Source organism: Rhodococcus sp. 05-2254-5 (genome assembly GCF_002258575.1).
Classification (GTDB): domain Bacteria; phylum Actinomycetota; class Actinomycetes; order Mycobacteriales; family Mycobacteriaceae; genus Rhodococcoides; species Rhodococcoides fascians.
In genome coordinates, this window is the sequence record NZ_NOZG01000002.1 from 1 (window position 1) to 23,096 (window position 23,096).

Consider the following 23,096-nt stretch of genomic DNA (forward strand, 5'->3'; position numbering starts at 1 on the left):
GGAAACGCCCGGTCCCATTCCGAACCCGGAAGCTAAGCCCTCCAGCGCCGATGGTACTGCACTCGACAGGGTGTGGGAGAGTAGGACACCGCCGAACACAACGTGAACCAAACAACCCCCGACCAGCACGGTCGGGGGTTGTTTGCATTCGAAACCACCACCCACGCAACAGTATTCACCGCTTTCGTCGAACTGAACGCGCAAGCATCCACACCTGCACCCCCCAGTCCCATCACTCGCCATACGGACCCCCGGTCCCCTCGCCCCCGGGGCGCGAACGCGCGCGCGTTCGCCACACGCGAGCAGAACAGCGACACCAGACTGCACGCACCTGACAAACGCGCGCGCGTTCGCGGGCCGTCGAGCAGGACCCAACCCCAACAAGCCAATTACTGCCCATCGAAGCTTGGCGCTCGATCGTGGGCAAACTTCGATTCTGCAGACGCGCTCGCATTCGCGAGGCGCGCGCAGAATCGTCAGCGATGTCGTGAGCGTTCGACAAACGCGCGCGCATTCGCGAGGGGGACCGGGCACAGGACGGCCGAGTCGTCGGTGATGAAAACGGCGGGGGCGCAGAGCACTACACGTACTGAGCCCAGCGATCGGGTGGATCAGGCGTGAACGGATTCGGGCTCGTCTGCGGAAACCTTCACGTCCTTGGGGTTCGCCAGAACTGTCTCTGCGGATCGTCCGCGAAGGGTTACTCGATCACCGAATTCCCAGCGGTCCGCTTCGTTCTTGGCAGCACCGTCTACCGCTGTCTTGGAAGCGAGTATCGCACCGGGAGCGCTCTTGGCCAGTTCCGATAATCGCGCAGCCTCGTTGACCGGATCGCCGATGACGGTGTACTCGAATCTCGACTTTGCTCCCACATTGCCGGCAACGGCTCGGCCGGCTGCAACGCCGACGGCTGCGCTGCACTCGGGAACTTCGACCAGCAATCGGCGGGCAATGGCACGTGCGGCAGAGAGTGCCGATCCGCAGTGATCCGGAATGTCGTTCGGTGCTCCGAAGATAGCGAGCGCCGCGTCGCCCTCGAATTTGTTGATGAAGCCGCCGTGTTCGTCCACCTCGTCGACGACGACGGCGAAGAAGCGGTTGAGCAGGTCCACCACCTCGGTCGGTGGTCGTGATGCGGCCAACTCGGTGGAGCCGACCAGGTCGATGAAGAACACTGCGATATCGCGCTCCTGGCCCCCGAGTTCACTCTCGGACTGCAGGGCCTTCTCGGCTACCTCGTGTCCGACGTGTCGTCCGAACAGGTCGCGGATCTTCTCTCGATCGCGCACACCGTCGGCCATGCGGTTGAAACCGCTCTGCAGTTCGCCGAGCTCGGTGCCGTCGTACACCGCGAGTCGGACATCCATGTTGCCCTTCTCGACTTCGGCCATGCCCGCCCGCACGTTGTTGATGGGGGAGGTGGTCGCGAAACCGCCCAGTACGGTCAGGGCGAAGCCGAAGACGATGGTGATCCCGCCGAGCGCGAGGATGGACACAGCGAGCTGGTTTGCACTGGTCTCGGGTCGAAGGAAGCGGAACACCGCGATCATCATCAGGCCGGAGACCGGAACGCCGGTTCCCAGCAACCACGACAGGATGGAACGCCCCATGACACCGGCGATTCGGATGCGTCGTGGGTCGCCCGCCTGCAGGGCACGAGCCGCGATGGGCCGCAGAGCGAACTCACTGAGCAGGTAGCTGAACGCGCACACGACCGTGCCGCCCGCGGCGATGGTGAACGCCACCTTCGGGATTGCCTGGGGGTCGATGATGCCGTCGATCGTGGTGAGCAGAATCAGTCCGCCGGTCCACAGCGCAATCTGCATGCGCGTCAGGCGCCAGGGCATGGCCAGCGTCGCGACCTGCTCGGACCGGGTGGGCTCGCGATCCTCGATGCCCCACCGCAGACTGCTGAGCGCACGTGTGGTGCCCCAGACGACACCGACCAGGAATGCCAGAAAGACGTACACCGGGACGACGATGAAGTTGACCCACCAGTAGCGGTCCATGTCCAGAACGTCCGGGCCTGGAACGACGACACTGATGAGGACACCGACGATCACCGCACCGATCAGGTTGGACAGGACCAGGAACACCGTCAGCAACAGCTGGATTCGGATCCGGCGTCGGCGCGGCGATTCGGTGGTGTCTCCGAGGAGCCGGGAACCCAGCGGAGCGGCAGATCGTCTGAATTGGGGCATGGTGGTCACAGAGTAACGGCCGTGCTGCCTTATGGTGGTCGAGTGCGTTTAGTTATTGCTCGTTGCCAAGTGGACTACATCGGCCGCCTCACCGCACATCTCCCTTCCGCTCGACGCCTGCTGCTCGTCAAGTCCGACGGATCGGTCAGTGTGCACGCGGACGACAGGGCGTACAAGCCCCTCAACTGGATGTCTCCGCCCTGTTGGATGGTCGAGACCACCGAGGACGAAACCATCAAATGGGTCGTCACCAACAAGGCGGGCGAAGAACTCCGCATCACGATCGACGACGTCGAACTCGATTCCAGTCATGAATTGGGGATCGATCCAGGGTTGGTCAAAGACGGTGTCGAGGCTCATCTGCAGGAGTTGCTCGCAGAACACGTCAACACCCTCGGTGAGGGGTACACCCTGGTGCGGCGTGAATACATGACGGCAATCGGACCGGTGGATCTGTTGTGCCGCAACGCAGATGGTGGCACTGTCGCCGTCGAGATCAAGCGTCGCGGTGAAATCGACGGTGTGGAACAGTTGACTCGGTACCTCGAACTGCTCAATCGTGACCCGTTGCTGGCACCGGTCAGCGGTGTGTTCGCCGCACAGGTCATCAAGCCGCAGGCGAAGACTCTGGCCACCGATCGCGGTATACGTTGTCTGACACTCGACTACGACGTTCTCCGCGGCACCGACAGCACCGAGTTCCGGCTCTTCTGACGTCGTTCTGTCGAAGCGGCGCGATTCTCTACACTGGATGCGTGCCTCGTCGCAATCAGCCCCGCAAAGCGAGTCGGAGTGGTCCGAGCAGTCTCGGCCCGGCTACCGATTCCGTCCTGGGCGGCAATCGCGTCGAGGTGGGTCCTGACGGGGACACGTACACGACGCGGATGATTCCCGGTGCCAAGGCCGTCAAGACCTACCGTTGCCCAGGCTGCGATCACGAGGTGCGGCCAGGGGTCGCCCACATCGTGGCGTGGCCGTCGGACGACTTCGGGGGAGCCGACAACCGCAGACATTGGCACACCGGGTGTTGGAGCGGCAGAAACACGCGAGGCCTCACCCGTAGATGGTCCTAGCGGGGGAGGCCGAGCGTGTGCTGCGAAGTCAGGACGCCGAGTCGGCGGATTCCTTCTCTTCGTCGTTGTCCTTCTCGGCCTTCGCCGCAGCCTTCTCTTCTTCTTTCTTGAGGATGGCCGTCGGGTCGGGGTTGTCCAGCAACTCGCTTTCGCGGTTGACCGAGGCCAGCATGGCCGGTACCGAATCGAGCTGGCCCCGGATACCCAGTAGCTGAGCGAGGACGCGACTTCGCAGCACGCGCAGCTCCTCGGCCAATTCCTTCGAGTGCGCGATGCGCCGCTCCGCCTGCTCGCTCGCGGACTGCAACCGGCGTGCGGCCTCGGTCGTCGCCTCTTCGATACGGCGAGCAGCATCGGCCTTGCTCGACGCTTCCAGTTCTTCGAGCGCGGTGAGCACCTTGGTGCGGCGCTCGGCCATCGTGATCTCGAAGTCTTCCTGAACCTCGGCGCGCTTGGCCTCGGACTCGGCAGCCAGCTTGTCGCGCTCTGCCTGTGCGGCCTCGACGACGCGCGCAGCCTCGGTGCGTGCCTGCGCCATGGTCTGCTCGTGCTCGGTTTCGAGTGCCGTGCGGCGCTCCTCGAGTTCTGCGACCAACGATTCGTGACGGCTTCGCAGGCGAGTGCTCTCCTGCTGCGCAACCGAGATCATCTCCTCGGACTCCGCGTGCGCCTTCGCGCGAACCTCGGAGGCCTCGTCGGACGCCAGTCGCAACATGCGGGAGATGCGATCGCTCATGCCTTCCGCGGTGGTCGGCGGCACCGAGAGACGGTCGATGTCCTTGCGCAGTTCGTCGATCTCGTCGCGAGCGTCGTCGAGTTGCTTGGCCAGATCACGCGCCTGTGCCGCGGCGGCATCACGGTCGGCCGTCGTCAGCCGTAATTCGGCGTCGAATCGCTCGAAGTAGTTGGTGACTTCGTCGCGATCGAACCCCTTCCGAACGATGGAAAAGGGAAGTTGCACCGTGGAAGTGCGTTCATGATCGATGGCCATGGCCGTCAATTTACCGGTGAGTCAAGTGGAGAGCCATACGGCGTAATCACCGAGTTCGGTCAGTGCGCGTTGTGGTTCGGTTCGACCAGTTCGATCAGTACTCCGCCTGCGTCCTTGGGGTGGACGAAGTTGATACGCGAATCGGCAGTACCGCGGCGGGGGGCGTCGTAGAGCAACCGAACGCCGCGGGCGCGCAACTCGGAGGAGATCTCCTCGATGTCGGTGACCCGATACGCCAACTGTTGGAGTCCGGGGCCGTTTCGGTCGATGAACTTCGCGATGGTCGAGGATTCGTCGATGGGCGCGAGCAACTGCAGTGCCGCCGACTTCTCGCCTGCCCCGGGGAACGAGAGCATCGCCTCGCGCACGCCCTGTTCCTCGTTGACTTCCTCGTGCACCGCAACCATCCCCAGGTGGTCGGTGTACCAGGCGATTGCGGCATCGAGATCGGGTACCGCGACACCGACGTGGTCGATAGCCGTCACCAGGTCGGAGCGGAGTGGGGCGCCCGTGTAAGACTGCGTGCTGGAGGTCATGGACAAGACGTTAGCGTCAGCTGCGTCACGGTGTTCCGCCAGGCTGGTATCGGTAGGGAGCCTGGCGAGCGTTGATCTCCACAAGGCCGTCTTCACACTTTCGGAGGAAATCGTGACCACAACAGTCATCGTCGCCGGTGCTCGTACGCCCGTCGGGCGCTTCTCGGGTGCGCTCAAGGACTTCTCGGGTTCCGACCTCGGCGGAATTGCCATCAAGGGCGCACTCGAGAAGGCCGGCGTCGCTCCGGATCAGGTCGACTACGTCATCATGGGCCAGGTCCTCACTGCGGGTGCCGGGCAGATCCCGGCCCGACAGGCCGCCGTCGCTGCAGGTATCCCGATGACCGTTCCGGCCCTGACCATCAACAAGGTGTGTCTCTCCGGCGTCGACGCCATCGCGCTCGCTGACCAGCTCATTCGCGCGGGGGAGTTCGAGATCGTCGTCGCCGGCGGCCAGGAATCGATGACCCAGGCACCGCACATGCTGGAGAAGTCGCGGGCGGGATTCAAGTACGGCGATGTCACCATGCGCGACCACCTCGCATACGACGGTCTGTACGACATCTTCACCGACCAGGCCATGGGCGCGCTCACCGAGCAGCGCAATCAGAGCTCCGAAGCCATCAGCCGCGAAGAGCAGGACACCTTCGCGGCCGCATCGCATCAGAAGGCTGCCGCGGCGTGGAAGAACGGGGTCTTCGACGACGAGGTAGTGCCCGTGTCGATCCCGCAGCGCAAGGGTGAACCCGTCCAGTTCACTGCCGACGAAGGAATCCGGGCCGACACCACGGTCGATTCCCTCGGCAAGCTTCGCCCCGCGTTCGACAAGGCGGGCACGGTCACTGCCGGATCCGCGTCGCAGATTTCCGACGGTGCCGCCGCCGTCGTCGTGATGAGCAAGGACAAGGCCGAGTCGCTCGGTTTGACCTGGCTCGCCGAGATCGGCGCGCACGGTGTGGTGGCCGGCCCCGACTCCACCCTGCAGTCGCAGCCCGCTCGCGCCATCGCCAAGGCCTGCGCGAAGGAAGGTATCGACCCGAAGGACCTCGACGTCGTCGAGATCAACGAGGCATTCGCGGCGGTCGGAATCGCGTCGACGCGTGAGCTCGGCATCGACCCGGAGATCGTCAACGTCAACGGTGGGGCGATTTCGATCGGTCATCCCCTCGGAATGTCGGGCGCTCGCATCGCATTGCACCTGGCTCTGGAGCTGCAGCGACGCGGTGGCGGAGTGGGTGCCGCAGCATTGTGCGGCGGCGGCGGACAGGGCGACGCGCTCATCGTTCGAGTCCCGAAGAGCTGAGTCTGTAGTGGCTCTGGTCCGATGAGACCAGAGCCACTACGTTCTGTCGTAGCAAACCGGGCACAATAGCGGGCATGACGAATTTCTTCGACCTGAGCAGCACGGCCAAACGCTTCCGTTTCATTGCCGTGCTCGAAGCGTTCACCTGGCTCGGACTACTGGTCGGCATGGCGTTCAAGTACCTGCCGGCCGACGGCAACGAAATCGGCGTGAAGATCTTCGGGCCCATCCACGGTGCGGTGTTCATCGTGTACCTTGCCGTTGCCGTTCTGACGGCCGTTAAGCTGAAGTGGGACGTCAAGGCCACGCTGCTGGCGCTGGTCGCGGCATTTCCGCCGTTCGGAACCGTGGTCTTCGAGATCTGGGCCGTGCGTACCGGACGCCTTGCCGAGCTGAGCACCGGCCGACCCGCTGCCGACGCGAAGGTTCTGTCCTGACCGCCCGCCAGTGGATGACGCATCGCGTTAGTGACAAACTGTAGGACGTGACTCGACCCGGTTCCCGTCCTCCTGTCCGCCCGTCGGCCGCCGTCCCCGCATCCATTGCCGGAGCCGTCGACCTGTCCGTTCTCAAGGACCGTCCGGCACCTGCTCCCGCTGCCGAAGCCAGTGGCGATGCGGGAGGGTTGGCTCCGATCGTCGACGTGACCACGGCCAATTTCGAAGCCGAGGTTCTGCAGCGATCGATGCAGGTACCGGTCATCGTCGACCTGGGATCGGCTCGGTCGCCGCAGTCCCAGGCGTTGACGCGTCAGCTCGGGCAACTTGCCGTCGAGGCCGGCGGCACGTGGATACATGCCCGCGTCGATGTCGACTCCAATCCGCAGATCGCGCAGGCATTCGGCGTGCAGGCCATTCCCACGGTGGTTGCCGTCGCGGGTGGGCAGCCGCTCGCCGATTTCCAGGGCACGCAATCCGACGAGCAGTTGCGTCAGTGGCTGCAGGCCGTCGAGCAGGCAACCGCCGGAAAGCTGTCCGGTCCACCCGGGTCGGCTCCCGCCGCCGAGCCGGAACCCGAGGTCGAGGATCCGCGCATCGTCGCTGCGGAAGAGGCGATCGACGAGGGTGACTTCGACAAGGCAGCGGCGGCGTATCAGGCAATCATCGACGCCGAGCCGAAGAACACCGACGCGGTCGCCGCGCTGCGTCAGGTCAAGTTCTTGGCTCGGGTGCAGAACGTTGCACCCGATGCCGTCGAGGTGGCCGACGCCGATCCCGCCAACGTGCAGGCCCGGATCGATGCGGCCGACGCGGAAATGGCCGGGCAGCAGCCGGAACAGGCTTTCGCACGGCTCATCGACGGAATCAAGATCAGTGCGGGCGACGACCGCACGGCCCTGCGTACCCGCCTACTGGAGCTGTTCGAGTTGTTCGACGCCGCCGATCCTCTGGTGGTCTCGGCACGTCGTAAACTCGCGTCCGCTCTGTACTGAATCCCTCAGCTGTAGCGCGAATCGCACAGAGGCTTGCCGCCGAGAACTCCCGAGCGGAACGCGTCGACTCGGGAGAATCCGGACGGCAGCGTCGTTCCGTTGACGTCGCTGGCGGCCAATCCGTCGCTGAGTAGACCGGAAACGGCCTCGTCGAGATCGCCGGGAGAGAGCCGGATTTCGAGAGCGGCCTCGTTGGATTCGGCGCTCAACGCTGCGGTGATGACTCCGGACAGGCATGCGGATCGAAGTGCGGTCTGCGGGTCGTCGAGCGTCTGGCCCGCTTCCTTCTGTACTGCGAGGGTGTAGCGAGACGCGAACAGTACGTACGCGCTGTAGTCACCGGATACGTTGAGTGGCAGGATGTCTCCGCGCTGAGGTGTCTCGGGTTGCCCTATTTCGGCCAGGTCCTCCACATCGACACCGATGGTGTTGGTCGACGGGCAGTACGACACCGGAGTGGTGGCCTCGGCGTCCGTGCACCCGGTGTCCGATCCCGAGTAGTCGACGGTCGGCGGATCGGCGACGGGAAGCGCCGTCTCGAACGATCGCGTGAATGCGCCCAGGGAGTCCTCGGTGACCGGTAGCTCACCGGAATCGTCGGCGCTGTCGAACTTCTGCGGCAACGACGCTCGGCGTGAATCGATTTCGGCCTCGTCGATGCGTGTGCAGGCAGCTGCACCGTCGGTGAACCCGATCTGAACGGCAGTCACTCGCTCGAATGCAGACCCGTGCACCGATTCGGGATCGTTGGGGTCCACGTCGCGCACCGCGACGGTCGCAGCAAGAACACCGTTGAGCCCATCCGAGGTGTTGATGGTGAAGTGCGGCGAATCGCCTTCTGCGACATGGCGGATGAATGCGCCGGCGAAACAGTCGGCTTGCTGCTCGGCCACGATGGTCGGGGTGTCGTCGCCGACGAGTCCCGACTGATGCTGGATCGCGTGGCCGTATTCGTGCGCGATCACCATGACCACCGACATCGGCCCGAACGCGTCGACCAACGCCGGAAGCAGAATGGTGCGGTCCCACCCGATCGAGTCGTCGCGGGTGCAGTACGCGGCATTGGGGACTCCACCGGTTCTGTCTCCACAGAACCGGATGCCGGATCCCTCGTCCTCCGACGCATCCCACGAGGTCAATGTCGAGACCGGCGTGAACGAGCCCTTGAACAGGGCCGGATACTGCTCGGCCCAGAACTGCTGGATGTCGTCGATCGCGTTGGTTGCCAAGATGTCCGAGTCGGTGCCTTCGGCGTTCTCGACGGCGATGGTCGAATCCGGTACTCCCGGACGCGGTCCGCTCGGTCCGCTGGTGACCGGAAGGCCGGCGACCGTGAACGGATTCTCGTAGATCGACACTGCATTACCGCCGACGGTGGCGGCGCACGATGTCAACAGTAGTAACCCTGCAGTGGCGGCCGCAGCCAGAAGTCGTGGTCTGCGGCCGCCGGTCATCTACTGCTCCAATTTGATCCAGATCGCCCCGTTGGCGGGAAGTGCAACCTGGCCTGATGCCGGTCGACCGTGCCACGAGTGCGATGTTGCCGTCACTTCACCCAGGTTGCCCATTCCGGAGCCGCCGTACTCCGTTGCATCGGTGTTGAGGATCTCGATCCAACGGCCTGGTTCCGGTAGTCCCACACGATAGCTGCCGTGCTCGGAACCGGAGAAGTTGAAAATACACGCGACAACCGAACCGTCGGAGCCGTACCTCAGAAAGCTGAGCACGTTGTTCTCGGTGTCGTTGGCGTCGATCCACGAGTAGCCACTGGGCGAGGTGTCCAGCGTCCACAGTGCCGGATGCGACCGGTACGTCGAGTTCAGATCTGCGACAAGCGATTTCACACCTCGGTGCAACGGCTCCTCGTCGATCTGGTACCAGTCCAGGCCTCGTTCCTCGGACCATTCGCGAGTCTGACCGAACTCCTGGCCCATGAACAGCAACTGCTTGCCCGGATGTGCCCACATGTAGGCGAGCATTCCGCGCAGCCCTGCGGCCTTGGCGTAGTCGTCCCCGGGCATGCGGGTCCACAGCGTGCCCTTGCCGTGCACCACCTCGTCGTGGCTGATGGGTAGCAGGTAGTTCTCGCTCCACGCGTAGACGAGCGAGAACGTGATCTCGTGGTGGTGGTAGCTGCGGTGGATGGGATCGCGCCCGACGAAGCCGAGGGTGTCGTGCATCCACCCCATGTTCCACTTCATGTTGAACCCGAGCCCGCCGACGTTCGTCGGGCGAGTGACGCCCGGCCAGGCGGTCGACTCCTCGGCGACGGTGACGACTCCGCGGTGCTTCTTGTGCACCGTGGCGTTCATCTCCTGCAGGAAGGACACCGCTTCGAGGTTTTCTCGGCCACCGTAGATGTTGGGCGACCAGCCGCCCTCGGGACGCGAGTAGTCCAGGTACAGCATCGAGGCGACGGCGTCGACGCGCAGTCCGTCGATGTGGAATTCGTCGATCCAGTAGAGCGCGTTCGCGACCAGGAAGTTGCGGACCTCGCGTCGGCCGAAGTCGAAAACCAGTGTGCCCCAGTCGAGTTGCTCGCCTCGCTGCGGGTCTCCGTGCTCGTAGAGCGGCCCACCGTCGAAGCGGGCGAGGGCCCATTCGTCCTTGGGGAAGTGAGCGGGGACCCAGTCGACGATGACGCCGATGCCGGCGCTGTGCAGGTGATCGACGAAGAACCGGAAGTCGTCCGGACTGCCGAACCTGGACGTCGGTGCGTAGTAGGACGTCACCTGGTAGCCCCAGGATCCGCCGAACGGGTGCTCGGCGACCGGGAGCAACTCCACGTGAGTGAAGCCGGTCTCGATGATGTACTCGGCCAGTTGCTCGGCCAGCTCCCGGTAACCCAGGCCCGGTCGCCACGACGCCAGATGGATCTCGTAGACGCTCATCGGAGCCTGCGTGGGTTCGATGCCGGCTCGGGTGTCGAGCCACTTCTCGTCGTTCCAGGTGTACGTCGACGCGGTCACGACCGACGCGGTGGACGGCGGAACCTCGGTGGCAAAGGCCATCGGGTCGGCCTTGTCCTTCACCGAACCGTCGGAGCCGTGGACGCGGAACTTGTACAGGGCACCGGGTTCGATGTTCGGGACGAACAGCTCCCAGACTCCGGTGGAGCCTAGGACGCGCATCGGCCAACTACGGCCGGTCCACCCGTCGAAGTCGCCCACCAGCGTGACGCCCTGGGCGGCAGGGGCCCACACCGCGAACGAGGTGCCGGTGACGGGACCATCGGGAGTTGCGTACGACTGCTGGTGCGCTCCGAGGATGTCCCACAGACGCTCGTGGCGACCTTCGCCGAACAGGTGCAGGTCGAGTTCACCGAGGGTCGGTAGGAACCGGTACCCGTCGGCAGATTCGGACACGTGCCCACCTGGCCAGGTGACCACGAGCCGGTAATCGATCAGGTCCTCGACCGGCACCAGCGCAGAGAAGAGGCCGTGGGCGACGTGGGTCAACTCGTGGTCGACGCCTCCGACGCGCGCGATCACTTTCTCCGCGTCGGGCTTCAGCGCACGAATCGCTGTTCCGCCCGGCACGGGGTGCGCGCCGAGCACGGAGTGCGGGTTGTAGTGCCGACCAGCGGCGAGGAGATCGAGGTCGTTGTCGGACGGGGCTGCGACGGTGTCTTCGGGCGTCGTCGGATTCTTGGTCACGTTGAATCCACTCACTTTCGGTTGCCGCGGTAGGCCAGTTCGATTCGTGCCGGATAGGGAATGTGGGGGAGCGTGAATATGTGCGCCACCGAGGTCCAGGGCTCGAGTCGGACGAAGTTGGTGTGGCCCCAGTCGTAATGGATGCCGCTCACCTCGTCCTTGATCGTCAGGGTGTCCTGCCAGTCGTGACCGAGCGCGGGCATGTCCAGATGGACGGTGCCCTCCTCGGCTCCGAACGGGTTGAGGTTGATGACCACCAACACCGAGTCGCCGGTCTGCGGATCGAACTTGGAGTATCCGATCAGCGCTTCGTTGTCGATCGTGTGGAAATGGATGTTGCGCAGTTGCTGCAGGGCCGGATGCGCACGGCGGATGGAATTGAGGGTGGTGATCCACGGCTCCAGCGATTCGCCGCGGGCGAGCGCACCCTCGAAGTCGCGCGGTCGCAACTGGTACTTCTCGGAGTCCACATACTCCTCGCTGCCCTCGCGCACGGCCTGATGTTCGTACAGCTCGTACCCGGAGTACACGCCCCACGTCGGAGCCAGGGTGGCGGCCAGAGCTGCTCGCAGAGCGAACATTCCGGGTCCTCCGTGTTGCAGGCTCTCGTGCAGAATGTCCGGGGTGTTGACGAACAGGTTCGGCCGCGCGTCGTCGGCGCGTCGGGCATGCTCCTCGGCGAACTCGGTCAGCTCCCACTTCGCGGTACGCCACGTGAAGTACGTGTACGACTGCGTGAACCCACGTTGCGCGAGACCGTACATGCGCACCGGCCGGGTGAACGCCTCGGCCAGGAACAGGACGTCCGGATCGGTCTTCTTGACCTCGGCGATGAGCCATTCCCAGAAGTCCGGTGGCTTGGTGTGTGGATTGTCGACTCGGAAGATCTTGACACCCAACGAGATCCAGTATCGGACCACGCGTAGCACTTCCTCGTAGATGCCACGACGGTCGTTGTCGAAATTGACCGGGTAGATGTCCTGGTACTTCTTCGGCGGATTCTCGGCGTACGCGATGGTGCCGTCCGGCAACACCGTGAACCACTCGGAATGTGTTGCAGCCCATGGATGATCCGGAGCGGCCTGCAGAGCCAGATCGAGCGCCACTTCGAGGCCATGTTCTCGCGAGGCGTCGACGAACGCACGGAAATCGTCCTCGGTTCCCAGCTCGGGATGGATGGCGTCGTGCCCGCCGTCCTTGGATCCGATCGCCCACGGCGAACCGACGTCCTCGGGGCCCGGAGTCAACGTGTTGTTCGGGCCCTTGCGGTTGATCGTGCCGATCGGGTGGATCGGAGGCAGGTAGACGATGTCGAAGCCCATGCGCGCGATGCGCGGCAACTGCTCGATGGATGTCGCGAACGTGCCGTGCCGCGGTGATCCGTCCTCGTTCCACCCGCCCGTGGAGCGCGGGAAGAACTCGTACCAGGCACCGTTGAGGGCCAGGTTTCGGTCGACCCACACGTTCACTGCCCGCGATCTGGTCACCAGCTCGCGCAGCGGGTGCTGGAACAGCAGTTCGGTGACCGACGATGCGAACGCCGAAGACACGCGCGCGGGCAGCGGGCGGTCGGTGTCGCGCAGGCCGGCGGCGACGTCGGCGAGCAGCTGCCTGCTCTCCGCAGGAACGCCGGTGGCAGCGCGGAGGAACAGGCGCGCCCCGATCTCGAGGTCGTTGGCGAGTTCGTGGGCGCTCTGGCCCACTCCGAGCTTCGCTTCGACGGCGTGACGCCAGGTGCTGATCGGGTCGCTCCACGCCTCGATACGGCAGATCCAGTAGCCGGGCCGGGATGGGACGAACACCGCGTCGAACGTGTCCGGCTCGTGGCCGGGCGTCATCGGGATGCGTTCGAGCTTGCCTCCCGGTCCACGCACCGACAGCGTCGCGGCCACTGCGTCGTGACCCTCGCGCCAGACGTCGGCGGAAACTGGAAACGTCTCGCCCACCACCGCTTTCGCGGGGTATTTCCCGGTCGTCGTATCTGGAAGGACATTGTCGATACCAAGTCGACCTGTCACTTCACACTCCATTCTTCGTTAGAGGTATGGCTGCGCGGGCGCAACCTCTGATCGAACCGATATTTGGTGTGCTTCTACTCGTCAACCGTAGTGCAGCAGCGCAGATGGCGCGTGCGCCGACGCATACTGACCGCGACGGGCGCACGAGGAAATTTTCGCCGAGCGCCCCATCGACACAGGTATCCGTGGGTAGGGTTCGGCTCTGTGAAAGCCTTGCGTCGATTCACCGTCCGAGCCCACCTTCCCGCCCGTTTGAATGCCCTCGCCGAGCTGTCGACAAACCTCAGGTGGTCGTGGCATTCGGCCACGCAGGATCTTTTCGAGCACATCGATCCGCTGCTGTGGACCGAACTCGAACGCGATCCGGTGGCCGTGCTCGGTGCCGTCGCACCCGGCCGGCTCGAAGAACTCGCCGAAGACGCATCGTTCCTGGCCGAATTGGACGCCGCCGAGGCGGATCTACACGACTACCTCGCCCGACCCCTCTGGTACCAGAACGAGCTCGCCGAGGGGCGAGCTCTGCCGTCGGGCATCGGTTATTTCTCGATGGAGTTCGGGGTCACCGAGGTACTGCCGAACTACTCGGGTGGGCTCGGCATTCTGGCCGGCGACCACCTGAAGGCGGCGTCGGATCTCGGTCTACCGCTGATCGGCGTCGGACTGCTCTACCGCTCGGGGTACTTCCGGCAATCGCTGACGGCCGACGGCTGGCAGGCCGAGCGTTACCCGTCCCTGGACCCGCACGGTCTGCCGTTACGACTGCTCACCGACGACAACGACTCACCGGTGTTGATACACGTGTCGATGCCGGGGTCGCGCGTGCTGCGGGCCCGCGTGTGGATCGCTCAGGTGGGACGCGTTCCGCTGCTGCTGCTCGATTCCGACATCGCCGACAACGATCCCGAGCTCAGAGGAGTCACCGACCGCCTGTACGGCGGCGATCAGGACCACCGCATCAAGCAGGAGATCCTCGCCGGTATCGGCGGAGTACGCGCGATCAGGGCCTACACGCGCGCGCACGGTCTGCCCGATCCCGAGGTGTTCCACATGAACGAGGGCCACGCCGGCTTCCTCGGGGTCGAACGCATCCGTGAACTCGTCACCGGTAGCGGGTTGGACTTCGATTCGGCGTTGGCCGCCGTCCGGGCGGGCACGGTGTTCACCACCCACACCCCGGTGCCTGCCGGCATCGACAGGTTCCCCGCCGATCTGGTGCGGCACTACTTCGGCGGTAGCGACGGTGCACCGGACTCGGCCCTGTTGCCGGGATTGCCGATGAGCCGAATTCTGGCACTGGGCGGCGAGAGTGATCCGTCGGTGTTCAACATGGCGCACATGGGCCTTCGCTTGGGGCAGCGCGCCAACGGAGTGTCGAAGCTGCACGGAATCGTCAGCCGCGAGATGTTCAACGGCCTGTGGCAAGGATTCGACGCGTCGGAGGTGCCGATCGGATCGGTGACCAACGGTGTCCACGCGCCGACGTGGGCGGCGCGGGAATGGGCCGAGGGGGAGACCGAGACCGGTGGGCCGTTGTCCTCGGAACAGGTGTGGTCCACGCGAAACGCGTTGCGCGCGCAGTTGGTGGACGAGGTGCGCCGAAGGGTGCGCCGCTCGGCACTGGAGCGAGGGTCGACCGAGGCCGAGATAAGCTGGACTGCAAATGTTTTCGACCCCGACGTGTTGACCGTCGGCTTTGCTCGACGCGTACCGACGTACAAGCGTCTGACGCTCATGCTGCGCGAACCCGAGCGATTGCGGGCGATGTTGCTCGATCCCGTCCGCCCGGTTCAGCTGGTTGTAGCCGGAAAATCGCATCCGGCCGACGACGGTGGGAAGGCGCTCATTCGGCAGATCGTCAAGTTCGCCGACGAGGCCGATGTACGACACCGCATCGTGTTCCTGCCCGACTACGACATGTCCATGGCGCGCTTTCTGTACTGGGGTTGCGATGTGTGGCTGAACAATCCGCTGCGACCGCTCGAGGCCTGCGGTACGTCCGGAATGAAGTCGGCGCTCAACGGCGGCCTCAATCTGTCGATTCGCGACGGATGGTGGGACGAGATGTACGACGGCGAAAACGGGTGGGCGATCCCGACGGCCGACGGCATCACCGACGACAATCGCCGCGACGATCTGGAAGCCGCTGCCCTCTACGAATTGCTCGAGCAGGCGGTGCTGCCGAAATTCTACGATCGCGGGGAGGACGGTGTGCCGGCTCGCTGGATCGAGATGGTGCGGCACACACTGGAACAGCTGGGACCGAAAGTGTTGGCCTCGCGCATGGTTCAGGACTACACACTCGGCTACTACGCGCCCGCTGCGCACTCCGCCCGCGCGGTGTCGGCCGACGGCTACCACGGCGCGAAGGATGTCGCGTCGTATCGCGGCCGCGTCGAGCAGGCGTGGCTTAACGTGAAGGTCACCCGAGTCGACAGCGAGGGGTTGCCGGACACCCCCGTCATCGGTGCCGAACTGTCGCTGCGCGCCATCGTCGACCTCGGCGGTATGGAACCGGGTGCCGTCGTGGTGCAGGCCGTGGTGGGACGCGTCGACGAGGGCGAGGACCTCAGCGACATTCGCACCACCGAGATGTCGCACGTGGGCAGTGAGGGCGGCGAGCACGTGTACGCGGGCGAGACGCGGCTACCGCACAGTGGAGCGGTGGGCTACACGGTGCGGGTGTTGCCACGGCACCACGGGCTTGCCTCCGATGCCGAGCTCGGTTTGGTGTCGACGCCGTAGGGAGCAGCTACTTTCCGGCCAGGCGGGTGAGGGCCTTGCGGACCACCTCCGGGTCGGAGGTCTCCCAGAACGGCGGTAAGGACGCGCGCAGATAGCCGCCGTACCGGGCGGTCGCCAGGCGCGAATCGAGCACGGCGACAACACCTTTGTCGTCGACGCTACGGAGCAGTCGACCGACGCCCTGCGCCAGTAGCAGGGCAGCGTGGTTGGCGGCCACCGCGAGAAAGCCGTTGCCGCCACGTGATTCGACGGCCTGCTGTCGAGCCACCAGTAGTGGATCGTCGGGCCGGGGGAACGGAATTCGATCCAGGATCACCAGGCTCAGCGACGGACCGGGCACATCGACGCCCTGCCACAGCGACAGCGTCCCGAACAGTGAGGTGGCCTCGTCGTCGGCGAACTTCTGCACCAGTGCGCCGGTGGAATCGTCACCCTGACACAGGATCGGGGTGTCGAGTCGTTCGCGCATCTCCTCTGCCGCGGCCTTGGCGGCGCGCATCGACGAGAACAGCCCGAGCGTCCGACCACCGGCTGCCTCGACGAGCGATTCGATCTCGTCGAGCGAGGACTTGGACAGGCCGTCGCGTCCGGGCGGAGACAGATGTTTGGCGATGTACATGATGCCGGCGCGAGCGTGGTCGAACGGCGAGCCCACGTCCAACGAACTCCAGCGAATGGATCCGTTGTCCGAGGGTGGTTCCACTCCCGACGCCATGGCGGTGTCACTGCGAGAGGGTTTCTCTGCGGGCAGGCCCCAATTGACGGCCAGGCCGTCGAAGGATCCGCCGACGGTGAGCGTCGCGGAGGTCAGCACCACGGTGGATTCGGCGAACAACCGTGCCCGCAGCAGCCCGCCCACCGAGAGCGGAGCAATGCGAACGGTGCGTTTGACGTTTCCTCGGAAATCGTCGACGGCGTGCCAGACGACGTCCTTGCGCTTGGCCGGGTCGGGCTCGTCGAAGGCAGTGAGCACTCGTACGGCGCTGTCGTGCACCTCGTCGACTGCCACGAGTGCTGCGCTGCGGGCCGCGGCCGCCTCGGGATCACTGCCCGCCATGCCCTGTTTGTTCGGGCCGATCGCGGTGCGCACGGCCCAGGCGGCGTCGCGGACGGACGCCAGGGCCGGTCCGACGCCGTCGGGAAGGGACTGCCATCGACCGGGCGGTAGTTCGTCCAGAATCGCGGCCCAGTTCTCGGCAGCTCCTTCGAGCTGATCGACGGTCTCTTCCTCGATGAGCTTGGCGCTACGGCGTGCGGCCGCGGTGACGGTGGCGGCCGAAAGCTCTTCAGTGGCAACGCCGGTCACTCGGTCGACCAATTCGTGGGCCTCGTCGACGACCACGACGTCGTGCTCGGGCAGGATCTGAATTCCGGTGATCGCGTCGATAGCGAGCAGCGCGTGGTTGGTCACGACCACGTCGACCTGTGCGGCCTCGGTGCGGGCGCGCTCGGCGAAGCAGTCCTCGCCGACGGGGCACCGCGATTTCCCGAGGCACTCGCGAGCGGTGACGCTGACCTGACGCCACGCCTGGTCGCTCACGCCGGGCACCACGTCGTCGCGATCGCCCGTTTCGGTCTCCGAGGACCACTTGGTCAGCCGGACCACCTCGCGGCCCATCCGCGAGACGGCGAACGGGTCGAACAACTCCGCGTCCGGTGCCTCCTGCGCGGCACCGGTGTGAATCTTGTTCATACACAAGTAATTGTTGCGGCCCTTGAGGATCGCGAACTTCGGACGCCGACCCACAGCTTCGGTGAGTGCGTCGGACAGACGTGGAAGGTCGCGGTCGACCAACTGTCGCTGCAGCGCGATCGTGGCCGTCGAGACGATGACTGTCTTTCCCGATTCGACCGCATGCCTGATGCTGGGCACGAGATACGCGAGGGACTTGCCGGTGCCCGTGCCCGCCTGCACCGCGAGATGCTCGCCGGTGTCGATCGAATGCGCCACTGCAGAGGCCATCGTCAGCTGATTGCTGCGTTCCTTGCCACCGAGCGAGTGCACCGCAACCTGCAGGAGAGCGGGAACGGTGGGCAACTCGGTCTTCGACGGCACCGAAGCAGACTACTGCCGATCGCCCACCGGGTTCGGCACCGACACCGCCCCTAGCCCAGGGCGAACCGGGTCGGTATCGCCGGTTCGCCCTGGGACAGGGCGAGCCCCTCCCACGGCAGGCTGACCAGGCGTCGCGCGAGGAGGTCCCGGCCCTCGGCGAGGGTCGGTAGATCGGCGACGCGCCGGCCGCCACGCATCAGCGGCGTGGTCAACGTCTCCACCGTCAGACCGTCCTCGACCGTCGGGGCGGCGTCGAACGGGTGCACTATTTCCTCGACTGCCGTACCGGTCCCACGCGCGGTCCGCAGCGCTGCCTTGGTACCACCGCGCGATTCCTTGTGACTGCTGCGCTTGGCGACGGGAATGCCGTCTACGGTGACCAGCTTGTAGACCATTCCTGCTGTCGGTGCGCCCGAACCGGTGACCAGCGACGTGCCGACGCCGTACGAATCGACGGGTTCGGCACGCAGCGCGGCGATCGCGTACTCGTCGAGGTCTCCGGAGACGACGATCCGCGTGTTCGGCGCACCGAGAGCGTTCAATTGGGCGCGGACCTGACGGGCGAGGACTCCGAGGTCGCCGGAGTCGATGCGGACACCGCCGAGCTCCGGACCGGCCACCTCGATCGCGTTGGCCACGCCCTGCTTGATGTCGTAGGTATCGACCAGCAGTGTCGTTCCCACCCCGAGCGCTCGGACCTGAGCGGCAAAAGCGGCCTTCTCGTCGGGGCCGTCGGCGGTGGTGTGCAGCAGCGTGAACGAATGGGCCGATGTGCCTGCTCCGGGGACGCCGTGGCGTCGGACTGCTTCGAGGTTGGACGTCGCGGTGAAGCCGGCCAAGTAGGCCGCGCGCGATGCCGCGACCGCCGCCTCCTCGTGGGTGCGCCGCGATCCCATTTCGATGATCGGCCTGGCCTCGGCGGAGGCGACCATGCGCGCTGCCGCAGAGGCGATTGCGCTGTCGTGATTGAGAATCGACAGCACCACGGTTTCCAGGACCACGCACTCGGCGAACGTGCCGCGGACCGTCAGGACGGGGGAGCCGGGAAAGTACAGCTCGCCCTCGCGGTAGCCGTCGATGTCGCCGGTGAAGCGGTAGTTGCGCAGCCACTCGACGGTGTCGGCGTCGAGAAACTTCGACACGACACGCAGCTCGTCCGGGCCGAATCGGAAGCGATCGACGGCGTCGAGAATGCGCTCGGTGCCGGCCACGACGCCGTATCGGCGGCCGCCGGGTAGCCTGCGGGCGAAGACCTCGAAACTGCACGGTCTGTCTGCATAGCCGCTGGCCAGGGCCGCGGACAGCATCGTGTACTCGTACTGGTCGGTCAGCAGTGCAGTGCTGGCTCCGTCGCTGGAAAGCGTGTGATCGGTGGTCGCGTCATTGCTCACCTCGATCACACTACGAGCGCAGGGGCGAACGTGTGGGGTCGGCCCGACACGCCGTACCCTGTTGCCATGCCTTGGTTGACGGTGGATGGATCGCTTCTGCCCGTGGACGGCTTCTCGGCACTCGAAGTCGCGGCGGCGTCGCCGCAGGCGGTGCCGGCCGAAACCGAGGCCGTTGCTGCCGACGAAGCGCACGACACTCCGTGGGTCACCATCGTGTGGGACGACCCGGTCAACTTGATGCACTACGTCACCTACGTGTTCCAGAAGCTCTTCGGCTACAGCAAGGCCAAGGCCACCGAGTTGATGATGCAGGTGCATTCCGAGGGCAAGGCGGTCGTGTCGAGCGGCGAGCGCGATGCGATGGAGAACGACGTCAAAAGGCTGCACGCGGCGGGCCTGTGGGCCACCATGCAGCAGGACAAGTAGTCAGCAGTTCGCCACCTCTACGTCAGAGAAGGACATCACCGACAGTGCGCACGTGGACGAGACGAAATTCGTTGTCCGGGGTCAAGATCAAGTCCGAGATCGACGCTCGTGAGGCGGCGGTGCTCAAGTCCCTGGTCGCATCCGTTCTCGGCCTGCTACGCGATCGTTCCGCCGCGGCACCTACCGACGAGCTCGCTGCGCTGACCGGGCTGCGTACCGGCCACAACAGCCCGCCGGACGATGCAGCGCTGGCTCGGCTGCTGCCGGACTTCCACCGCGCCGATCCCGAACACGACGATCAGGATCCGGCCGATCTGAACGGTGCCCTCCGCGGGTTGCACGAGCCCGAGATCATCGACGAGAAGTTGGCTGCCGGGGCAGTGATCCTCGCGACCCTGCCCGATTCCGGCGGAAAGATCGTGCTCACCCAGGAACAGGCCGACGCGTGGTTGACGGGTCTCAACGACGTGAGGCTGGCGCTCGGGACCACACTGGGCATCAGTGCAGACACTCCTGACGTACTCGACGAGGGCGATCCTCGTGCTCCCCATCTGGACGTGTATCACTGGTTGACCTGGATGCAGGATTCCCTCGTCCAGGTCCTCGTTCCCTAGGGTGCCGACGTGACCGCAGCCTTCTCGAAACCCGGGCCCCGAGACTGCTTGACCGATGTGGCAGGTCTGTTGGTCGGCCATCATCACGAACTCGACGACGACGCCGCGATGGGGTTCGGTTCGGCCACCGGCTGCACTGTGGTGCGCGTTCTCGGTGGGGCGACGGCGGCCGTCGACGTGCGAGGCGGCGGACCGGGAACGCGCGAGACCGATCTGCTCGATCCGAGCCATTCCGTTCAGCAGGTCGACGCCATCCTGTTGACCGCGGGCAGTGCGTACGGGCTTGCGGCCGCCGACGGCGTCATGCGGTGGCTCGAAGAGCACGAACAAGGCATCCCGATGGGCAGTCCGGCTCACGTCGTGCCGATCGTGCCGGCTGCGGTGATCTTCGACCTTCCGGTCGGCGACTGGGCCGCGCGCCCCACCGCGGAGTTCGGCTACCGTGCTGCGGCCACGGCGGCGACCGAGTTCGCGACGGGATCGGTCGGGGCGGGAGTCGGTGCTCGCGCCGGCGTGCTCAAAGGTGGGGTGGGCACCGCGAGCACGGTGATCGAGGGCGGTCCGGCCGACGGAGTGACGGTCGCAGCTCTGATGGTCGTCAACCCTGTGGGCGCGGTGTTCGATCCGCGCACCGGGTTGTTGTGGGGCACCGGCACACTGGGGCCCGCGGACTTCGGCATGCGCAATCCCGACGTCGACGAGGTGCGGACCGCGGCGGCGCTCGAACCCAAGGCCACTGCTCTGAACACCACGATCGGCGTGGTTGCGACGGATGCGCCGCTGTCGTCGGCGTCGTGCAAGCGAATAGCCGTCGCGGGTCACGACGGACTCGCGCGGGCCATCCGGCCTGCGCACTCGCCACTCGACGGCGACACCGTCTTCGCCGTGTCCACGGGCACCAGGGCCGTCACCGCCGAGCTCTCTGTGCCCGCAGCATTCTCCCCGGAACTACCGGTACTGGCCGCGGTCACCGAAGCGGCGGCGATCGTCGTCGAGCGAGCCATCGTCCGGGCCCTGCTCGACGCCACCTCGGTGGCCGGCATCCCCACCTATCGCCAGATCTTCCCCTCCGCATTCACGGCGTCGCGTCTCTGACCGGCAGGTAGCCGCTACCGGTACCGTGGAGAGACCGAGGTTGGAGGCGATCATGAGTGAGACCGGCAAGCTTCCCGGTGAGCGAGAGCGGCCCGCGTGGATGCAGGCAGCCGTCTTCGTCGGAGGATTCGTGGCGCTGCTGTGGATCATCGAGATCATCGACGTCGCGAGCGGTTCCCGGCTCGAGCAGAACGGTATCGAGCCTCGTTCCGCCGACGGCTTGTGGGGCATCCTGTTCGCGCCCGTGCTGCACGATGACTGGCAGCACCTGATCGCCAACACGGTTCCCCTGATCGTGCTCGGATTCCTGGTGTTGCTCTCGGGCATCGCGCGTGGTCTGGCTGCCACCGGGATCGTCTGGGTGATCGGCGGCGTAGGTACCTGGCTCACGGCCGGCACCTACAGCAACACGATCGGCGCGTCGATTCTGATCTTCGGCTTCATCACGTACCTGCTCGTTCGTGGATTCTTCACCCGCCACCTAGGCCAGCTCGCGATCGGGGTCGTGGTGTTCGTGCTGTACGGCAGCGCGCTGTGGGGCGTGCTGCCGAGCGATCCGAGCATCTCCTGGCAGGGTCATCTGTTCGGCGCGGTGGGTGGGGTCGTCGCGGCTCGACTGCTGTCCGCCGACGCTCGGGCCGACAGAGCGCGCGCCAGAGCACTCGATCGTCCCACTCCGTAGGCGGTAGGTAACCGCGAGCACAGCTGTGTTCGGGCGTGAAATTCGCCGACTCGCGCGGTCAATACTGCCCGAACGTTTCGAGTGACGCGCTCGGCGTGGCAGCATGGCTTACATGCGAATTACCGTCCTGGGATGTTCGGGCAGTGTGTCCGGACCCGATTCACCCGCGTCGGGTTACCTCCTGGAAGAAGAGGAGACCGCGCCGGTCGTTCTCGATTTCGGGCCCGGCGTCCTCGGGGCGTTGCAGCGTTATGTCGATCCGGGTGACGTGAGCGTTCTGCTTTCGCATCTGCACGCCGATCACTGCCTCGATGTTCCCGGTCTGCTCGTGTGGCGTCGCTACCATCCGAACCCGCCGGAAGGGCGGGCGATCGTCTACGGACCGAAGGACACTGCGTTTCGGCTCGGAGTGGCGTCGGCCGAGTGCGGCGGTCAGATCGACGACATGTCCGACACCATCGATCTACGCCGCTGGGTGGACGGCCGGACCATCGAATTCGGACAGCTGTCGATTCTGACCCGGCAGGTGTTCCATCCGCCGGAGTCGTACGGCATGCGGGTCACCACCGGTGGCGGAAAGACATTCGCGTACAGCGGCGACACCGGTATGTGCCAGGCGGTGCAGGATCTGGCTCAGGGTGCCGATGTCTTTCTCTGCGAGGCGTCGTGGACCGACAGCCCGGATCGGCCCGAGGGCGTCCACCTGTCCGGTATCGAGGCCGGTCGCATCGCTCGGGAAGCCGGAGTGGGGGAGCTACTGCTCACCCACATTCCGCCCTGGACGTCTCGCGAGGATGTCATAGCCGAGGCGAAGGCAGAGTTCAGCGGACCGGTGCATGCCGTCGAGCCAGGGGACGCCTTCACCGTATGACGACGCGCT

General features: G+C 65.4%; 19 protein-coding genes and 1 rRNA gene. 12 read left to right on the plus strand and 8 right to left on the minus strand.

Translation table 11 applies throughout. The features are described from left to right. Window positions 1-97: ribosomal RNA gene (rrf, locus tag CH278_RS01005) — 5S ribosomal RNA — on the plus strand; the annotation flags it as partial. Window positions 98-611: 514 nt separating this feature from the next. Here rrf and CH278_RS01010 read toward each other — a convergent pair. Beyond that, window positions 612-2,201 carry an adenylate/guanylate cyclase domain-containing protein gene (locus CH278_RS01010; RefSeq protein ID WP_094621188.1) on the minus strand — a complete coding sequence of 530 codons (1,590 nt, stop codon included), beginning with the start codon at window positions 2,199-2,201 and terminating at the stop codon, window positions 612-614. Window positions 2,202-2,243: 42 nt separating this feature from the next. On the opposite strand from CH278_RS01010, the gene nucS reads away from it, so the two are divergent. Then, complete coding sequence (gene nucS, locus CH278_RS01015; RefSeq protein WP_027497682.1) at window positions 2,244-2,915, plus strand: endonuclease NucS; 672 nt, start codon at window positions 2,244-2,246, stop codon at window positions 2,913-2,915. Window positions 2,916-2,956: 41 nt separating this feature from the next. Beyond that, entirely contained in the window at window positions 2,957-3,274 is a 318-nt protein-coding gene (locus tag CH278_RS01020) for an ATP/GTP-binding protein (RefSeq protein ID WP_072692233.1), read from the plus strand. A gap of 28 nt (window positions 3,275-3,302) precedes the next feature. On the opposite strand, the gene CH278_RS01025 is transcribed toward CH278_RS01020, so the two are convergent. Together CH278_RS01025 and mce are read right to left on the minus strand one after the other, a co-directional pair. Next, complete coding sequence (locus CH278_RS01025) at window positions 3,303-4,265, minus strand: hypothetical protein (protein WP_027497681.1); 963 nt, start codon at window positions 4,263-4,265, stop codon at window positions 3,303-3,305. Window positions 4,266-4,324: 59 nt separating this feature from the next. Continuing rightward, window positions 4,325-4,801 (minus strand): methylmalonyl-CoA epimerase, encoded by a 477-nt coding sequence (gene mce / locus CH278_RS01030; RefSeq protein ID WP_027497680.1) that lies wholly within the window; start codon window positions 4,799-4,801, stop codon window positions 4,325-4,327. A 112-nt stretch (window positions 4,802-4,913) separates the two neighbouring features. On the opposite strand from mce, the gene CH278_RS01035 reads away from it, so the two are divergent. From CH278_RS01035 to CH278_RS01045, 3 genes are all read left to right on the plus strand, one after another. After that, on the plus strand, window positions 4,914-6,104 hold the full coding sequence (locus CH278_RS01035; protein ID WP_094620981.1) for an acetyl-CoA C-acetyltransferase: 1,191 nt from the start codon (window positions 4,914-4,916) through the stop codon (window positions 6,102-6,104). Between the two features lie 65 nt (window positions 6,105-6,169). Further along, window positions 6,170-6,541, plus strand: coding sequence for a DUF3817 domain-containing protein (locus CH278_RS01040; protein ID WP_179274403.1), 372 nt, complete (start codon window positions 6,170-6,172; stop codon window positions 6,539-6,541). A gap of 47 nt (window positions 6,542-6,588) precedes the next feature. Next, window positions 6,589-7,536, plus strand: a complete 948-nt coding sequence (locus CH278_RS01045; protein WP_230074654.1) for a tetratricopeptide repeat protein — start codon at window positions 6,589-6,591, stop codon at window positions 7,534-7,536. 5 nt (window positions 7,537-7,541) lie between these two features. On the opposite strand, the gene CH278_RS01050 is transcribed toward CH278_RS01045, so the two are convergent. From CH278_RS01050 to CH278_RS01060, 3 genes are read right to left on the minus strand one after another with little or no spacing between them, the layout of a single operon-like run. Further along, on the minus strand, window positions 7,542-8,990 hold the full coding sequence (locus tag CH278_RS01050) for a metallopeptidase (protein WP_094620983.1): 1,449 nt from the start codon (window positions 8,988-8,990) through the stop codon (window positions 7,542-7,544). Beyond that, the gene (gene glgB / locus CH278_RS01055; RefSeq protein WP_032368540.1) at window positions 8,991-11,192 is read right to left on the minus strand and encodes a 1,4-alpha-glucan branching protein GlgB; all 2,202 of its coding nucleotides are present in this window, start codon (window positions 11,190-11,192) and stop codon (window positions 8,991-8,993) included. A gap of 11 nt (window positions 11,193-11,203) precedes the next feature. After that, on the minus strand, window positions 11,204-13,210 hold the full coding sequence (locus CH278_RS01060) for a maltotransferase domain-containing protein (RefSeq protein WP_094620984.1): 2,007 nt from the start codon (window positions 13,208-13,210) through the stop codon (window positions 11,204-11,206). Between the two features lie 204 nt (window positions 13,211-13,414). Here CH278_RS01060 and glgP point away from each other — a divergent pair, with 204 nt between their 5' ends. Next, entirely contained in the window at window positions 13,415-15,952 is a 2,538-nt protein-coding gene (gene glgP, locus CH278_RS01065; protein WP_094620985.1) for an alpha-glucan family phosphorylase, read from the plus strand. A 7-nt stretch (window positions 15,953-15,959) separates the two neighbouring features. On the opposite strand, the gene CH278_RS01070 is transcribed toward glgP, so the two are convergent. After that, window positions 15,960-18,008, minus strand: a complete 2,049-nt coding sequence (locus tag CH278_RS01070; RefSeq protein WP_094620986.1) for an ATP-dependent DNA helicase — start codon at window positions 18,006-18,008, stop codon at window positions 15,960-15,962. A 50-nt stretch (window positions 18,009-18,058) separates the two neighbouring features. Further along, window positions 18,059-19,315 carry a nicotinate phosphoribosyltransferase gene (locus tag CH278_RS01075; RefSeq protein WP_230592146.1) on the minus strand — a complete coding sequence of 419 codons (1,257 nt, stop codon included), beginning with the start codon at window positions 19,313-19,315 and terminating at the stop codon, window positions 18,059-18,061. A 150-nt stretch (window positions 19,316-19,465) separates the two neighbouring features. Between CH278_RS01075 and clpS the strand changes: the two genes are divergently transcribed. The 5 genes from clpS to CH278_RS01100 all read left to right on the plus strand — a co-directional run bounded on the left by clpS (window position 19,466) and on the right by CH278_RS01100 (window position 23,087). Beyond that, window positions 19,466-19,825 (plus strand): ATP-dependent Clp protease adapter ClpS, encoded by a 360-nt coding sequence (clpS, locus tag CH278_RS01080; protein ID WP_228139244.1) that lies wholly within the window; start codon window positions 19,466-19,468, stop codon window positions 19,823-19,825. Between the two features lie 44 nt (window positions 19,826-19,869). After that, the gene (gene aosR / locus CH278_RS01085; RefSeq protein WP_027497669.1) at window positions 19,870-20,439 is read left to right on the plus strand and encodes an oxidative stress transcriptional regulator AosR; all 570 of its coding nucleotides are present in this window, start codon (window positions 19,870-19,872) and stop codon (window positions 20,437-20,439) included. 9 nt (window positions 20,440-20,448) lie between these two features. Then, window positions 20,449-21,534 carry a P1 family peptidase gene (locus CH278_RS01090; RefSeq protein WP_094620987.1) on the plus strand — a complete coding sequence of 362 codons (1,086 nt, stop codon included), beginning with the start codon at window positions 20,449-20,451 and terminating at the stop codon, window positions 21,532-21,534. A 100-nt stretch (window positions 21,535-21,634) separates the two neighbouring features. Next, complete coding sequence (locus CH278_RS01095; protein ID WP_371828161.1) at window positions 21,635-22,216, plus strand: rhomboid family intramembrane serine protease; 582 nt, start codon at window positions 21,635-21,637, stop codon at window positions 22,214-22,216. Window positions 22,217-22,328: 112 nt separating this feature from the next. Next, window positions 22,329-23,087, plus strand: coding sequence for a cyclic nucleotide-degrading phosphodiesterase (locus tag CH278_RS01100; protein WP_027497666.1), 759 nt, complete (start codon window positions 22,329-22,331; stop codon window positions 23,085-23,087). Window positions 23,088-23,096 lie beyond the last annotated feature (9 nt).